Genomic DNA, 16,541 nt, shown 5'->3' with positions numbered 1-16,541 from the left:
GTTATTGCCCCCTTGCCGTTGAAAGTGAAGGCGGAAATTGTTGCAACAATTGTTGTAGTAATGGCACAAACTGCTGTTGCCACACGGTTTGATCCAATTCACCCGCATAACGGAAACGGATAATGCCGTCGCCGTCGATTAAATACGTTTCCGGCGCGCCATACACGCCCAACGCCAATGCCAGTTTGCCATCGCGGTCATTCAATACTTTCGCGAACGGATTGCCTTTCGCGATTAACATCTGCCGCGCCGATTGCGGATTGTCACGATAATTCAAGCCGTAAAGCAGATATCCCTGCCGTTGTAACTGCATTAAAAACGGATGTTCAGTAATACAACTCGGACACCAGCTGCCCCACACATTGAGTAAAAACGGTTGCTTCGGCAAAGTGCGGTTATCAATCTGTTGTGTCGGATGTAGCAAATCCGGTAATTGGAATTCCGGCAAGGGTTTTCCTTGTTGCACTAATGCCAATTGTGATGGGTCGCGCTGCAAACCAAGCAACAACATCGCCCCTAATGCCAACAGGGCGAATAATGGTAGAAACAAGGCTATCCGTTTTTTCATGCGGCTTCCTTATGGTTGACTTGGGTGTCCGGCTTAACGTAGCGCCGCAAACCAATCGACAAAAATGCCGCCAATGCCATCAGCAAGCCGCCGAGCCACAGCCATTGAATCAACGGTTTATAGTGGAAGCCGAAGGAATACCGCTGCTCGGGGGATTTATCGCCTAATACCACATATAAATCGCCCAAAATACCGCTTTTTAATGCCACTTCGCTCATCATGCTGTTGCGAATATCATAAAAACGTTTTTCCGGGTATAAATCAAATTGCTCGCCATTATGAGTGACGCGTAAGCGGGCGGTATCGGTGGTGTAGTTCGCCGCAAGGCGGTATTCATTCGCTTTAAAATCAAAATGATAACCATGCAGTTGTGCGTTTTCTCCCGGGGCGAGTTTTATGCCCAGATCAGAAGCGTAATACCCGCTCATTATCGCCGCAATCACCACCAGCGCGACTCCGCCATGCCCGAATAACATCGGAAGTGCGGTAATAAAGCGCTGTTGACGATAGCTGCGCCATGCCGCAAACAATAAACCGAACAACAGCCAAAATCCTAGCAAGACAAACATAAACGGCAGCCACTGCCACGTTTTTAACGAGTCCAGCCAAATATTCCAGGCGATCACCCCGTAAGCGCAAACTAATGCCGGCAGCAAACTCAGCAGATACCGTCGCCAGAAAAGCCAGCGTCCGTTCAGCCACAATAACATCATCAACAAACTCAGCAGGACTAACGGCGTAAAAATGGTATTAAAATAAGGCGCGCCGACCGAGATCGAGCCGAACCCAAAGGTGCTGAACAGTAACGGGTAAAATGTGCCTAACAGCACGCTGAACGCCGCAATCGCGCTCAGAATATTCAGTAACAATAATGCCGTCGGTTGTGAAAACCAATGCGGGTTAGACCGCACTTCGCTTAGCTTGGCATTGAAAGCGAACACCGCCAAGCCCAAACCGCTAAACAGGAAAAACATCGCCAACAGTGCATAACCACGCGACGGATCAATCGAAAAGGCATGAACCGAAGTGATCACCCCCGAACGCACGATAAAAGTTCCCAATAATGACGCAGAAAATGCCAACAGCGATAACAGCAAGCTCCAGTAGGGATATAAGCCGTGTCGTTGGGTAGCGATCAAACTGTGGATTAAACCCAAACCGAGCAACCATGGTATGAGGGAGGCATTTTCGACCGGATCCCAAAACCACCAGCCGCCCCAACCCAGCTCATAATATGCCCACCATGCGCCAAGTAAAATACCGCAAGTGAGCCAGCCCCAGCTGAGTAATGCCCAGCTTCGGCTGTAACCGGCAAAAATCCGGTTATCGGTTTTACACAACAGCGCCACAATCGACAGGGCGAAATTCAATGCAAAACCGACGTAACCGAGATAAAGTAACGGCGGGTGAAACACCAGTGCGATATCTTGCAACATCGGATTGAGATCACGCCCCTGAAACGGTGCCGGGAACAAGCGTTCAAACGGATCGGATAAAACCAAGGTATAAAGACAAAGTGCGGTGTAAACCAAGGCAAGCACCGCCACAACCCGAGCGCTAAACAAGCGCTCTGCCGAGCGGTTGAACACGGCAAACAGCATTGTCCATAATGACAAAGTCACCAGCCAGAACAACATCGAGCCTTCATGCCCCCCCCAGGTTGCGGCGATCTTAAATAGCAACGGCAATTCCGTATTGGAATGGGAAGCAACATACAATACTGAAAAATCATCGCGGGCGAAACTGTAGGCTAGAATTGATATTGCCGCCAGTGCAAAGAAAAAGAGTAAGGAGGACAGCGGCGTGGTAGCCGATAAAAAACGCGCTCGCTGCGGCAAAAACGGTATCAGCAACAACAAAAGTGCGGTGACAAGACTGCAAATTAACGCAAAATAACCGAATTCTGGAAGCATTTTGTTTCACTCAAATAAAAAGCGGGATTAACGCCAAATAATCCCGCTATTCTAACAACTTATCAAGCCAACGTCATTTGTCCGGTGTAAAGGATAAAGAAACGTAGGCAGAATACGCCGAACAAGGTGCAAAGTGCGGTGAAAATGATAAAGCCTTTGCGGTGTTTCAGTTCTGCGCTGCTGACCGCATTGAGTAACAACGGTAACAACAGCCCAATCAACACCACGCCGATCCAGAACACCCACGCCCAGAAACCGCCGCCGATTGCCGTCACCATTGACACGGTTTTTTGTCCGCCGCCAAAATACAAACCGACAAAGAAGGCAAACAGCAGGAAGATTTCGAGTAATACCACCGGCGTTTCAAACTTATGTAAGAACGAAACCGACGCGGAATGCGTTGATTCCCGGCAGCACCAGACCGCAGCCAGCAACAGTGCGGCAATCCCGGAAGAGGTGCCCGAAGCCAAAAATAGGATCGGCAACACCGGATTGTTCAACATCGGATAACTGACCAGCGCCGAGAGCAAGAAACCGGTATACGCCCCCAGCAGAACAGATAACAAAATCAAAATTAATTCAATCGGGTTACACCATTTCTCGATCGCGTTGATGATTTTCTTCACAAAAGCGAGCGCAGGAATATAACGATCAATCCAGTCCGCCAGCAGGTGTTTGAACACGATAGCCAGCCATAAGAACAGGAACAACATATAAACCTGGAACAGCATAACCCCCATTGACATCACCGATTGCGGTTGATAATTAAACATCAACATCCAGAATGTCCATGGTTTGGTTAGGTGGAAGATCAAAATCGTCAAGCCGATAATCAAACTCACCGGCGCGATGATCGCCGCACTGCGAATCACGTTATTGCGGCTGACATCACTTCCTGCCAAAACCGAACTGCGTTTTAGCAGCACCGCCAATAAAGTAACCCCGGCGGAAATCCCTAATAGGAAAAGATAAATCGCAATAATTTCGTCCCATACTAACGACGGGAAGTGGAATGGACTGTTCATCGTCTGATCTCCCCTGCTTTAGCCGGAACATGGTACAAGTTCGGTTTGGTCCCTAACTCGACTTTGGTTTGATACACCTGTTTTTCACGGAGTTGGCGTGAAATCTCGCTGTTCGGATCATCCAGATTGCCAAAGGTCAATGCCTTGGTCGGGCAAACCTCGACACAGGCCGGCAGACGCCCTTTTGCCAAATTGGTGTCACGGCAGAAATTGCATTTATCCGCCGCTTTGGTCTTAGGATGAATGAAACGCACCCGATAAGGGCACACGGCAATACAATATTGGCAACCGACACACAGATCCGCCTTCACGTCAACAATACCGGTGGAAGCCTCGATAAACGATGCCCCCGTCGGGCAAACATGCACACAAGGCGCATTGCTGCAATGTTGACAGGAATGGCGATAAAACTCATAGGTGACGTCAGGAAATTCCCCTTGCGGTTCTCCCCGAATGATTTCCAGACGTGATACCCCTTCAGGCACGTTATTGACTTCACGGCAAGCGTCCATACATGCGGTACAACCGATACAGAGCTTCTCGTCGTGCAACATGCCATAACGTACTTCGTTAATCGTCAAAGTCTGAGCCAGACTTTGTGCGGGTTTTCCGGTCATCAGGATAAGAGCCCCAGCCCCCATGCCGGAAACAAAGTTTCGGCGTGAGCAACTCATTTTTTATCCTTATCCTGAATCACAGGTTGTGGGTTGGCTTTGGCTTCCAACAATTCTTGTTGTTTACCGTGACAATCAACGCACAGTTTCACTTGATCTTTATGCGCAATACCTTGCATTGGATCTGCTTTCGGGTGCAAGGTATGACAGCTGGCACACGGCAGTTTCATCGCATGCACATCATGCGCCCATAAGCTTTCGCGCAATTTTTCCGGCTGGTGACAAGAGAAGCAGACCTGATTTTGCTCTTGTACACTGTACATCGGCGTTTTGCCGTCGAAAATATCACCATGGAAACGCATTACATCTTTCACGCCGCGACGGTGATCTTCCGAAATATTACCATGACAGCTGACACAGTTAATCGGTTTTCCTGTTGACGGATTGGCTTTGCTTAAATGGATACCGTGAAATTGTTCGTCATTAAATTTATGGCATTGTGCGCAATATTTATTTGGATCACGCTGATTTTCCAACTGCGGTTGGTAAGTCAGCTCATTACCCGCATTGCCGCTTTGCGCATTGGTGTTTGCAGACGAAACCGTGGCTGTCAGCAAACCTGCGCTTAATACGGCTATCAATTTGACAGCCTTTAACAGAAGATTTCCCTTCATCGTCTTTTCCCTCAATCTTAAATGGTTGTTATGCTTGATACCGCACTTTTACTCCGGTTGATCTCGCCAAACGCCAAAGTGCGGTTTAATCAGCTATTATTCACCCAGTAAGCCTTTTGCTTTGGCTTCTTTATCCCATTGAGGTACAAGGGTTTTCAAGAATTCATCTTTTGCTTTTTTCTCTTTTTCATAATCAATGCCCATCACTGCCTGCGCTTTCTCTTTGGTCGAAATATCCGGAATAGCCACTGGCTGGCTGACATTGTGCGCACTCAGCACACGCGCCAATTTCACCCGCGCATCACCGGCTTTATCCAAGCCTGTGCCTAAGACACGCAACATCACATCCGGCGCATGCATGTAACCGCCATGGCTGGCTGCGGCATAATCCCAACGCCATTGGGCATGACGAATATCTTGCAATGCCGCTTTCATTTCGTCTTCAGTTGCACCGGCATCCCATGCGGCTTTGGCTTCAAAGTGCGCTTTCACCAGTTGATCTTCCAAACGGATCATCACGTCTTTGACTTCATGCTTGCGTGAAGACACAATTTCGCGCAATTTTTCTTTGCTTTGATCGTGGCAGTTGGCACAGGTGTTTTCAAACGCGTCAAACGGATTGCCGATTTTGTGATCGGTAAAGACTTTGCCGTCGGCGGTTTGCACTTTCGGCATATGGCAGTCGATACAGGTCACGCCGTTTTTACCGTGCATGCCTGCCGACCAGATTTCGAAGTCCGGGTGTTGCGCTTTCAACATCGGCGCTTTAGAGAGCGAGTGAGTCCAATCGCTGAAGCCGATTTCATCGTAATAGGCTTCGATTTGATCAACACTGGTGCCTTTATCCCACGGGAACGTCACTTCTTTCAAATCACCGGCAAAATAGTATTCCACGTGGCAGTTAGCACAAATCGCCGCACGTTGATCGGTTTTATCCGATGAGGCGAAATTTTCACCAATTTTATCCAAGGCGCGTAACACATGCGGACGCGCAATGCGCAATGCCGGTTTGCCTTCGGCAAAGTCGGCGGAGGTGGTATCGTGGCAGTCGGCACAGCCGATCGAATTCACTACTTCCGGCCCGCCTTTTGCCCATTTACCGCTGAAATAACCGTCTTCACCCCATTCCGCGATTAAACGTGGCACATCCGGACCTTTACAGGTCCAGCATGCCATCGGTTGCGGACCGTCATTTGGTCCGGTCGGGGCGCCGGTACGCAGAATATCCCGCACATCTTTAATCGCATAAAAGTGACCGCGCGGTTTGTTATAATCGTGCGAAAACAAATAACCGCCCCACAATACAATCATGCGCGGATCTTCACCGATTGCCGAGTCTACTTCATCAGATTCTGAAGTTGCCGACCATGTATTAAATTGCAGCGGATATTTTGCTGCAAATTTTTGGTTATTAGACTGGATAACCACTTTCGAATCGGCTTCTGTTTTTTGTTCCTCTGCCATGGCATTTTGCGTTGCCAGCCAACCTCCGCCGATTACGGCGAGCAGGCTGAATAGCGAGGTCAGTTTTTGTTTTGCGATATTCACGATAATTTCCTCCGTAGAGACTTTCCCACAAGAATTGGATTTGAAACGCCATGTTAAGCACTTAACTCTGTGATAACATTGCAACAATCAACTAAAGTTCTTCGAGATTAAATTAGCAAATACCCTTGTTTTTTGCATAGATATATTCAAAATAGTTGTTCTTGATCAAATTTCCACAGCAAAATACCTCTAAATGAGTACCTCTTTTTTGTCAAATAGTATAAAAAAACCGCACTTTCGCTTAAAATTTCAGCAAAAGTGCGGTTAAATATTATCAGTGCAATCAATAACTAAGCGTTATTTCACTTCCATGCCTTGCGCCTGTAAATCGGCGTGATAGGAGGAGCGCACGAAAGGACCGCAAGCGGCATGCTCAAAGCCCATTGCCTCGGCTTTTTCGCGCATTATGTCAAACTCGCTCGGCGGCACATAACGCGCCACCGGCAAGTGATGGCGGCTCGGTTGTAAATATTGTCCCAAGGTCAACATGGTTACGCCGTTAGTGCGTAAATCCTGCATTACTTCCAAAATTTCGTCATTCGTTTCGCCCAAACCGACCATTAAACCGGATTTGGTCGGAATATGCGGAAACATCCGTTTGAAATCATGCAACAGTTTTAATGACCATTGATAATCGGCGCCCGGGCGAATCTCACGGTATAAACGCGGCACATTTTCCAAATTGTGGTTAAACACATCCGGCGGATTATCTTTTAATTTATCCAATGCTTGTTCGATTCTGCCGCGAAAATCCGGCACTAAAATTTCAATTTTGATATTCGGATTGAGTTTGCGGATTTCGCGCACGCAATCGGCAAAATGCCCCGCACCGCGATCCGGCAAATCATCGCGATCGACCGAAGTGATCACCACATAACGCAATTTCATATCTTGAATGGTTTCGGCGAGTTTTTTCGGTTCGTCAGGATCCGGCGGCAGCGGTTTGCCGTGCGCCACATCGCAAAACGGGCAGCGGCGGGTACAGATCGCGCCTAAAATCATAAAGGTTGCCGTGCCGTGATTGAAACACTCGTGTAAGTTCGGGCAACTGGCTTCTTCGCACACCGAATGCAAACCGTGACGGCGCATGCCGTTTTTAATGCTGTCAATCTTCGCCGAACTTGCCGGTAATTTAATTTTCATCCACGCCGGTTTCGGCAACAACTCCTGCTCGGGATTAATGTTTGTCACCGGAATAATTGAAGTTTTGGCTGCGTCGCGATATTTCACGCCACGTTCCATTTTGAAAGGTTTACCCATTATAGCTCTCGATTTGTCTTGATTCGGATTAAGGCTTAATTAATTTTCAACGAATTGGATCTGTTTGTAATCCATTAGGTTAATAAAATGTTGCAGTAATTGTGGGGCAACCTGCTCGCAAAGTAAAGCCGGATCACCGATTAATTCGCTTAATTGGCACATTTCTAAGCCGGCATAGCCGCAAGGGTTGATATAATTGAACGGGGTTAAATCCATATTGATATTCAATGCCAAGCCGTGAAACGAACAGCCGCGACGGATACGCAGCCCCAATGAACAAATTTTGCGTTCGTCAACATAAACCCCGGGCGCATCGGCTTTCGGATAGGCTTGAACGCCATAATCGGCCAAGGTCGCCACCACGCAATTTTCCAGCGCAGAGACTAAGTGACGCACATTGAAATCACCGTTGTCTTGTGCTTTTTTGCGTTTGATGTCTAACAGCACATACATCACCTGCTGTCCGGGTGCATGGTAAGTGATCTGCCCGCCGCGATCGGACTGCACCAGCGGAATGGCGGATTGCCGCAACAGATGTTCCGTTTTGCCGGCTTGCCCTTGGGTGAACACCGCCGGATGCTGCACCAGCCAAATTTCATCCAAAGTGCGGTCATCACGGTTATCGGTAAACTGCTGCATTTGCCGCCACACCGTTGCGTAAGGCCGTATGCCTAATTGACGTACAATCAGGTGTTTTGCGAATGACATCATTTTTCGTTCCTCAAACCGCACTTTGCCTTGTGCTACTACAGCACCATTCTGACAATATCAATTTCCGCCAATTCTTTATACAACGTTTCGATCTGCTCGATATTTTCCGCACGTACCATAATCGACACCGAATGATAATTGCCTTTACTACTCGGTTTAATCGTTGGCGCATAGTCGCCCGGAATGTGTTTTTGTACCACTTCCAACACTTTGTCCTGTAAATCCGGCTGCGCCAAACCCATCACTTTATACGGGAAGTCGCATGGGAATTCGAGCAGTTCGTGTAATTTGGTTTTTTCCATTTTTTATTCCTGTTCTTTATTGAGAAATCCCTGCCAGGCAGGGATTTGAATGTATTTATACGTGGTGTTTAGCGCGCCTAAATTCAAGGTGATGATTTGGATTAACTAAACAGGCTTTTCACCGTCAAAATAATCCAATCGATGATTTTGCCGAAGAAACCGGCTTCCTCCACCGGCTCAAGCACCTGCAAATTCACGGTGGCGACATCTTTGCCATCCAACTGGTAAACCACGGTGCCGACCACATCACCTTTCTGTAGCGGGGCTTCCAAGTATTTTTTGCTCAGTTCATAACGCGCTTTCAACTCTGCCTGCTTGCCTTTCGGAATGGTGATATAGCCGTCGTCGATCGTCCCCAATTTGACCTTATTTTCCTTGCCGTAATACACGCTTTGCTCGGACACCACTGTGCCGGCGGCTAACGGTTTCAAGGTTTCAAAGTTATTGAAACCCCATTGCAACAGTTTTTTGGTTTCGACTTCACGCCCTTTGATCGTCGGCACGCCCATGACGACGCTAATGAAACGGGTATCGCCTTCAACTGCCGACGCAACCAAATTATAACCGGCCTGATCGGTATGCCCGGTTTTCATGCCGTCCACGTTCAAGGTTTTGTCCGATAAAAGACCGTTGCGGTTTTGTTGTTTAATTTTATTAAAAGTAAACTCTTTTTCTGAGTGAATCGCATATTCTTCCGGCAAATCACGAATCATATGCGATGCCATGATCGCCATATCTCTGGCTGAAGAGTATTGATTTTCCGCATCCAAGCCGTGCACCGTAGCAAAACGGGTATTTTTCAGCCCAAATTTCTGTACGTATTGGTTCATGATGTCAATGAAATTCTTTTCCGTGCCGGCTAAATGCTCGGCGATCGCCACACAGGCATCATTGCCGGAGGCAATGATAATTCCGTAATTCAGATCTTTCACGCTGACTTGCTGATTGACGTTCAAAAACATTTTAGACGAACCCGGGAAATTTTTGCCCCAAGCATTTTTACTCACCGTGACTATGTCATCGTTACGAATTTTACCTTGTCGAATCGCATCGCCGACCACATAACTGGTCATAATTTTAGTCAAACTTGCCGGGGCTTGGCGTTGATCCGGCGCTTTCGCCGCCAACACCGCACCGGTATGATAATCCATCAAAATATAGGTTTGTGCATTCAGCTGTGGCGGTGCCACATTAAATTCGATTACCTCGGAGGCAAATATCGGCGCGGATGTCAGTAAAGCCGTTGCCAACAAGGTTGTTTTCAATTGACGTCGATAAAACATAGCAAACAAAATCCTTCGTTATTGAGCGTTGTAAGAGTATAAAATATTGTTGTGTTGACCGTTTTGCACCAACTCGGTTTTCAGTTGGTTCACTTTTTCGCGCGAATCAAGCGGTCCGAATTTCACTTTGAAATTGCGGCCCTCTTTAATAATTTCACTGTTCACATTTTTCATCGAAAGCTGGGCAATCAGCGCTTTTGCTTCAGTATCGCTATCTAAATTGACACTTTGCAGTTCATACGCCAAATTACTTGCGCCATTTTCCGCGAGCGGTTTATCTCCGCGGCTTGCCGTCACGAGATCCGTTTTATCCGCCGCGACCGCTTTTGCCTTGGCAATTTGCACACTGGCTTGTTGATTGTCTTTCGGCAGCGGTAAATTTTTATTTTTTGCCAACCGGATTAATTTTTCTCCGCCCGGTCCACTGATTTGACCATTTTTATCGACATGTACCACTTCCATTTTGACCTGTGCCGTGCCTTTTCGCAACATCCCCAATTCTTTGGCGGCGGCTTTCGACAAATCGATTTTACGATCCCCGACAAAAGGTCCGCGATCATTGACCCGTACAACGACTTGACGCCCGTTTTTCACATTGGTTACCAAAACATAAGACGGTATCGGCAAACGTTTATGCGCAGCCGTCATTAAATTTTCATTATAAATCTCGCCACTTGCGGTTTTTCTACCATTAAATTTGCCGCCGTAAAAACTGGCCGTGCCGGTCATCGAATACGCTTTTGCTTTTTCACGATTCAGGGTTTGGTAGGTTTTGCCCTTCACGGTATAAGTCTGGCTTTTAGCCGCCGCCGTGGTCGAAGACAACTTCTTCGGTCCGCTCACCCCAAACAAACTTTGCGTAGAGGTTGCCGCCTGTGCCGTCCCGATGGTTAACGCCAACATCATTAAACAGCCATAAACGGTTGATTTTAAAAATGTCATAAAAAATTTCCTATTTTAGCAATTCGTTGCCTTATCTAAAGTGAGTTACGCTACGCTTATGGCTGTAAACCGACATAATCAATCCAAAACCCGCCATCAGCGTGACATAGGATGTTCCGCCGTAACTCACCAGCGGTAACGGAACGCCGACCACCGGCAAAATTCCGCTTACCATTCCGATATTGACAAAAATATAGACAAAAAAGATTAAGGTGATCGCACCCGTTAAAATCCTGCCCGCCGCAGTTTGCGCTTTGGCAGCGATAATTAAGCCCCGAATGATAATAAACATATAGATCGCCAGTAACACTAACACGCCGACCATCCCATGCTCTTCACTCAGCACTGAAAAAATAAAATCCGTATGCGGTTCCGGTAAAAATTCCAATTGCGACTGTGTGCCTTGCATCCAGCCCTTACCGAAGATTCCGCCCGAACCAATCGCAATTTTCGATTGGATAATATGATAACCCGCCCCCAGCGGATCGGATTCCGGATCAAGTAAGGTCATCACCCGTGTGCGCTGATAGTCATGCATCAGAAAATACCACATCACCGGGATAAAACCCGCCAATCCGACCGCCGCCACCGCAATCAGGCGCCAGCTCATGCCGGCTAAGAATACAACAAATATGCCCGAGGCGCTAACTAAAATCGACGTGCCCAAGTCCGGTTGTATTGCGACCAAAATGGTCGGTACAAAAATCATGCCCAGCGCAATCATGGTGTGCCATAAGGTCGGCGGTAATTTTTGCCGCCCTAAATAAGCCGCCACCATTAACGGCACCGACAACTTGGCAATTTCCGACGGTTGAAAACGAAATATGCCCAAGTCTAACCAACGTTGCGCACCTTTGCTGGTGGTGCCGATCAGATCAACCAACACCAGCATAATAATACAAGCGACATACAAATAGGGCGCAAGTTTTTCATAAAAACGTAATGGAAACTGCGCCATTAGCAACATCACAATAAAACCGAGAGAAATTTGGATCACGCGGCTTCTGAACATCGCCTCACTGCCGCCGGAAGCGCTATACAACACCACCAAGCCGTAAGCCGAGATCACCAACAAGCCCAGCAACAACCAAAAATCCAAATGAAAACGCTGCCATAAGCTGCTGAAGACGGTTTTTGGTTCGCTCATTGTGCGCCTCCTGCGTCAGTTGCGCTTTGCTCGTCCGCCACCGCACTTTCACTTGCCGTTTGTTGTTTCAACTGTCCCATATCCAGTAAATAATAATCCATAATTGCCCGCGCAACCGGCGCTGCTTGGCTGGAACCGCCGCCGGCATTTTCTAAAAATACCGATAAGGCGATTTTAGGGTTTTCATACGGCGCATACGCAATAAACCACGCATGATCATGCAAATGCGATGCCAAGTTCGACGCGTCGTATTTTTGATTTTCTTTTAAACCAAACACCTGCGCGGTACCTGATTTGCCTGCCGCCAGATAAGACATATTGGCGAAGGCTTTTTTCGCCGTGCCGCTGCTGCCGTATAGCACATTATACATACCGCTCTTTGCCGCGTTCCAATAGGCTAGCGGCACCCCGCTAATGTCCTCATACGGTTTCGGATCACGATAGGGTTCAATTTCGTTACCGATAATGTGTTGCATAAAGTGCGGTGTATCAACCCGTCCGTTATTAATCAACACGCTTAACGCTTTGGTCACCTGCAACGGCGTTGCCGTCCAATAACCCTGTCCGATCCCGACCGGAATCGTATCGCCGATCACCCACGGTTTTTTATAACGTTGCTGTTTCCATTCGCGCGTCGGCATTACGCCGCTGGTTTCCTCACGAATATCCACTCCGGTCGGCATGCCGAAACCGAAACGTTTCATCCACTCGGAAAAACGGTTAATGCCCATATCGTAAATCAGCTGATAAAAATAGGTATCCGCCGATTCCATAATCGCTTTATTTAAATTCACCCGCCCATGACCGCTCTTTAACCAGTCGCGATAACGTCTTTCCGTTCCGGGCAGCACCCAATACCCCGGATCAAACATCGTGGTATTGGTGGTAATAATCCCGTCCTGTAACGCCGCCACCGCAATAAACGGCTTGACCGTCGACGCCGGCGGAAACGCCCCTTGCGTGGTACGGCTGTACAGCGGACGATCCGGATCATTCAATAACGCATTGTAATTCGCCGATGAAATCCCGCCGACAAACAAATTGTTATCATAACTTGGGCTCGACACCATCGCCAACACGCTGTTATCACGCGGGTCAAGGGCGACAATCGCTCCGCGGCGTCCATCCAATAACTGGCGGATATAACGTTGCAAATCCAAATCAATCGTCAGCTTAATACTCTTGCCCGACACCGCCGGCTGTTGGCGCAACGTGCGGATCACCTTGCCGCGGTTATTCACTTCCACTTCCTCAAAACCGACTTCGCCATGCAGTTGTTCTTCGTAATAACGTTCGATTCCCAACTTACCTATATCGGTGGTGCCGGCATAATTCGCCAATTTGTCTTCGTCTTTCAACCGCTCGACATCTTTATCATTAATTTTGGCAACATAACCTAGAATATGCGTCAGATCTTCACCATAGGGATAATGCCGCTTAAAGTAAGGGCGAATTTCCAAACTTGGGAAATTATGTTGATCCACCGCAAAACGCGCGATTTGTTCTTCGGTTAAGTCCGCTTTTAACAAAATCGGCGTATAACGCGAATTGCGGCGTCGTTCCTTGGCAAAGGCTTCGATATCCTCATCGGTCAAACCGACGATTTGGCGTAACTGTTGATAAGTCTGCTGCAAATTTTCGGTTTTTTCCGGCACAATATACAAACCGAAAAAGGTCAAATTTTCCGCCAACACCTTATTATTGCGGTCATAAATCAGCCCACGGGTCGGCGCTACCGGCAGTAATTTAATCCGGTTACCGTTCGAGCGGGTTTGATAATTATCGTAATCCCGCACTTGCAAATTATAGTTGTTCAGCAACAGAATCGACAACAGCAACAAAACCCCCAGAAACGCCACCAGCACCCGCCGTAAAAACAGGTTCTGCTCCGCCTTGTTGTCTCGAATAATCTCTTTTGCCATGGTTAATTCTATTTTTCTTTTCTGTTTACTTTTACTGCTTATCCAACGGTAGCGGATAAAATGCGGCTTTTATACAAGGCGCTATACCGCAGACAGTACAGGTAGTACGGCAAGGTATAGTAACGCAGTAGAAAAGTCGCATTTTATTCGCTACTCACGGTGATACGGGTGATTGGTGGTCACACTCCACGCCCGATACAAACTCTCGGCCACCACCACCCGCACCAATGGGTGCGGCAAGGTCAATGGCGACAGCGACCAACTGCGTTCCGCCGCTTGTTTGCATTGCGGCGATAGCCCTTCAGGGCCGCCGATTAACAAACAGACATCACGCCCGTCATTTTTCCAGCTTTCCAACTGCTCGGCTAATTGCGGGGTTGTCCATGCTTTACCCGGAATATCCAGCGTCACGATCAGGCTGTTTTTGCCACAAGCGGCAAGCATTTGCTCGCCCTCTTTTTCCAAAATCCGTTTAATATCGGCATTTTTACCACGTTTACCGGCGGCAATTTCGATCAATTCAAACGGCATATCTTTTGGAAAACGGCGTTGATATTCCTCAAAACCGCTGGTGACCCAACTCGGCATTTTGGTGCCGACCGCAATCAGTTGGATTTTCATGCTAGCTCCACAGTTTTTCCAACTGATACAGCTCGCGGCTTTCTTGTTGCATTACGTGCACAATCAACTGCCCGAAATCAACCACCACCCAATCGGCGGTTTCGATCCCTTCCGAACCGAACGATTCAATGCCTTGCTGTTTACAAGTGTCCGCCAGGTTTTGTGCAATCGAACCGACATGGCGGCTGGACGTGCCGGTGCAAATCACCATATTATCGGTGATACCATTATTATTACGCACATCAAACACGCTGATGTCGCTCGCTTTTAAGTCATCTAAAATCGCCGTGACTGATTTGACTAATGAATTTTGCAAAAGTTTCCTCGTAACAGTATTGTGTAATTTATCATCTAGCGTAGAAAAGCGCAGATTTTAGCATAGTTGCCGTAAACGCCAAACAACAAGGTCTGTTTATCGTTGTTCGGGCAAGATAAACAGACCTCGTGTGAGTATACCGCACTTATGCTTAAAAAAATCTTAACGCGCTCTCGCTTTGCGATTATTCATGTTATTACCGCGTTTTTGATTGGTACGATTACCGGTCGCACTGCCGCTACGGCGCAAACGCAGCGGTTTCGGCAGATCTTGCAGCAATGCTTCAGTATCATATTGACTGACCGGAATGCTGTGATCGATATATTCTTCAATCGCGGGTAAATTCATGGCGTAGGCTTCACAGGCAAAGCTGACCGATTTGCCGCTTTCGCCGGCACGGCCGGTGCGCCCGATACGGTGTACATAATCTTCGCAATCGTCCGGCAAATCGTAGTTGAACACATGGGTCACCGCCGGGATATGCAAGCCGCGCGCCGCCACATCGGTCGCCACCAAAATATCCAACTCACCTTGGGTGAATTTTTCCAATAATGCCAAACGCTTTTTCTGCGCCACATCGCCGGTCAGCAAGCCGACCCGATGTCCGTCCGCTGCCAAATGCCCCCAAATATTTTCACATTGATGTTTGGTGTTGGCGAAAATAATGCAACGCTCAGGCCACTCTTCTTCCAGCAAGGTTTGCAGCAAACGCATTTTGTCTTGATTGGACGGATAAAACAGTTCTTCGGTGATCCGGTGTCCGGTTTTTTGCAGCGGCTCGACTTCGACATATTCGGCATTATTCATATCTTCAAATGCCAGTTCGCGCACCCGGAAGGATAAAGTCGCCGAAAACAGCAGGGTCAAACGCTGTTGTACCGGCGGGCATTTACGCATTAAATAGCGAATATCGCGGATAAAGCCCAAATCGAACATCCGATCCGCTTCGTCCAGCACCACCACCTGAATTTTATCCAAATTGATAATGCCTTGCTTAACATAATCAATCACCCGCCCGGTTGTACCAATCAAGATATCCACGCCGTTTTCAATCGCTTTCAGCTGTTTATCATAACCGTCGCCGCCATAGGCAAGTGCGGTTTTTAAACCCGTGGCTGCCGCCAATTTTTCCGCGTCATTATCGATCTGCACCGCCAACTCTCGGGTCGGTGCCAAAATCAAGGCACGCGGCTGATTATGTTGATAGCGCCCTTCACTGTTTGCTTGTTGGCTTAACAATTGATGGAACGTGGCAATCAAAAACGCCATCGTCTTACCGGTACCGGTTTGCGCCTGCCCCGCTACATCACGCCCGGCAAGGGTCAACGGCAGCGTCAACGCCTGAATCGGGGTGCAATATTCAAAACCACTGTCGTTTAACGCGCTTAATACCTGCGGATTCAAGGCGAAATCGCTAAAACGGACTTGGCTTAAATGTTTATTTGTTTGCATATCTCTGTCTCTGTCGGTTCTTAAAGTTTGTTTAACCGCACTTTTTATGAAAAATCGCTCAAGGATAGCACAACACAGCCGCCTGTGCTTGCTTTAATGCCAAAATCAGGACGGATTTTTTGCGTTGAACCGCACTTTGCGCGTTTATCCTCAATAAAAAATAAATTCTCGCTAGACAGCCCCTGCTTTTAGTGGTACTTTTATCGCCACTCAAATCTGAGTCATACTTTTCACACTGTATTA

At 47.8% G+C, this 16,541-nt stretch carries 16 protein-coding genes; all 16 read right to left on the bottom strand.

From position 1 onward, the window contains the following. Position 1: 1 nt before the first annotated feature. The 16 genes from ACWA5Z_RS07110 to rhlB all read right to left on the bottom strand — a co-directional run bounded on the left by ACWA5Z_RS07110 (position 2) and on the right by rhlB (position 16,298). A complete protein-coding gene (locus ACWA5Z_RS07110) occupies positions 2 to 568 on the bottom strand; it encodes a DsbE family thiol:disulfide interchange protein (RefSeq protein WP_431050952.1) in 567 nt (188 codons plus the stop codon). Next, positions 565 to 2,481, bottom strand: coding sequence for a heme lyase CcmF/NrfE family subunit (locus tag ACWA5Z_RS07105; RefSeq protein WP_431050950.1), 1,917 nt, complete (start codon positions 2,479 to 2,481; stop codon positions 565 to 567). The genes ACWA5Z_RS07110 and ACWA5Z_RS07105 overlap by 4 nt, the downstream gene beginning before the upstream one ends. 62 nt (positions 2,482 to 2,543) lie before the next feature. Continuing rightward, entirely contained in the window at positions 2,544 to 3,506 is a 963-nt protein-coding gene (gene nrfD, locus ACWA5Z_RS07100) for a cytochrome c nitrite reductase subunit NrfD (protein ID WP_431050948.1), read from the bottom strand. After that, a complete protein-coding gene (nrfC, locus tag ACWA5Z_RS07095) occupies positions 3,503 to 4,123 on the bottom strand; it encodes a cytochrome c nitrite reductase Fe-S protein (protein ID WP_449343133.1) in 621 nt (206 codons plus the stop codon). Before nrfC ends, nrfD begins: the two co-directional genes overlap by 4 nt. 53 nt (positions 4,124 to 4,176) lie before the next feature. After that, a complete protein-coding gene (gene nrfB / locus ACWA5Z_RS07090; protein ID WP_431050945.1) occupies positions 4,177 to 4,794 on the bottom strand; it encodes a cytochrome c nitrite reductase pentaheme subunit in 618 nt (205 codons plus the stop codon). Positions 4,795 to 4,890: 96 nt separating this feature from the next. Next, complete coding sequence (gene nrfA / locus ACWA5Z_RS07085) at positions 4,891 to 6,276, bottom strand: ammonia-forming nitrite reductase cytochrome c552 subunit (RefSeq protein WP_431054310.1); 1,386 nt, start codon at positions 6,274 to 6,276, stop codon at positions 4,891 to 4,893. A gap of 363 nt (positions 6,277 to 6,639) precedes the next feature. Further along, positions 6,640 to 7,602, bottom strand: a complete 963-nt coding sequence (gene lipA / locus ACWA5Z_RS07080) for a lipoyl synthase (RefSeq protein ID WP_431050943.1) — start codon at positions 7,600 to 7,602, stop codon at positions 6,640 to 6,642. 39 nt (positions 7,603 to 7,641) lie between these two features. After that, positions 7,642 to 8,310 carry a lipoyl(octanoyl) transferase LipB gene (gene lipB / locus ACWA5Z_RS07075; protein WP_431054309.1) on the bottom strand — a complete coding sequence of 223 codons (669 nt, stop codon included), beginning with the start codon at positions 8,308 to 8,310 and terminating at the stop codon, positions 7,642 to 7,644. A gap of 38 nt (positions 8,311 to 8,348) precedes the next feature. Next, the gene (gene ybeD, locus ACWA5Z_RS07070) at positions 8,349 to 8,615 is read right to left on the bottom strand and encodes a DUF493 family protein YbeD (protein WP_431050941.1); all 267 of its coding nucleotides are present in this window, start codon (positions 8,613 to 8,615) and stop codon (positions 8,349 to 8,351) included. A gap of 101 nt (positions 8,616 to 8,716) precedes the next feature. Then, positions 8,717 to 9,898: a serine hydrolase gene (locus tag ACWA5Z_RS07065; protein WP_431050939.1), complete on the bottom strand. Its 1,182-nt coding sequence runs from the start codon at positions 9,896 to 9,898 to the stop codon at positions 8,717 to 8,719. 18 nt (positions 9,899 to 9,916) lie between these two features. Next, positions 9,917 to 10,840 carry a septal ring lytic transglycosylase RlpA family protein gene (locus ACWA5Z_RS07060; protein ID WP_431050937.1) on the bottom strand — a complete coding sequence of 308 codons (924 nt, stop codon included), beginning with the start codon at positions 10,838 to 10,840 and terminating at the stop codon, positions 9,917 to 9,919. A 31-nt stretch (positions 10,841 to 10,871) separates the two neighbouring features. Then, positions 10,872 to 11,987 carry a rod shape-determining protein RodA gene (rodA, locus tag ACWA5Z_RS07055; protein WP_431050935.1) on the bottom strand — a complete coding sequence of 372 codons (1,116 nt, stop codon included), beginning with the start codon at positions 11,985 to 11,987 and terminating at the stop codon, positions 10,872 to 10,874. Further along, positions 11,984 to 13,909, bottom strand: coding sequence for a penicillin-binding protein 2 (gene mrdA / locus ACWA5Z_RS07050; protein WP_431050933.1), 1,926 nt, complete (start codon positions 13,907 to 13,909; stop codon positions 11,984 to 11,986). The genes rodA and mrdA overlap by 4 nt, the downstream gene beginning before the upstream one ends. 150 nt (positions 13,910 to 14,059) lie before the next feature. After that, the gene (gene rlmH, locus ACWA5Z_RS07045; protein WP_431050931.1) at positions 14,060 to 14,530 is read right to left on the bottom strand and encodes a 23S rRNA (pseudouridine(1915)-N(3))-methyltransferase RlmH; all 471 of its coding nucleotides are present in this window, start codon (positions 14,528 to 14,530) and stop codon (positions 14,060 to 14,062) included. Between the two features lies 1 nt (position 14,531). Continuing rightward, positions 14,532 to 14,846, bottom strand: a complete 315-nt coding sequence (rsfS, locus tag ACWA5Z_RS07040) for a ribosome silencing factor (RefSeq protein ID WP_431050929.1) — start codon at positions 14,844 to 14,846, stop codon at positions 14,532 to 14,534. A gap of 162 nt (positions 14,847 to 15,008) precedes the next feature. Beyond that, positions 15,009 to 16,298: an ATP-dependent RNA helicase RhlB gene (rhlB, locus tag ACWA5Z_RS07035; protein WP_431050927.1), complete on the bottom strand. Its 1,290-nt coding sequence runs from the start codon at positions 16,296 to 16,298 to the stop codon at positions 15,009 to 15,011. Positions 16,299 to 16,541: the final 243 nt, after the last annotated feature.

Source organism: Testudinibacter sp. P80/BLE/0925 (assembly GCF_053570785.1).
Note: the sequence above shows the minus strand (reverse complement) of the source record. Positions and strands in the feature narration are given on the sequence as shown.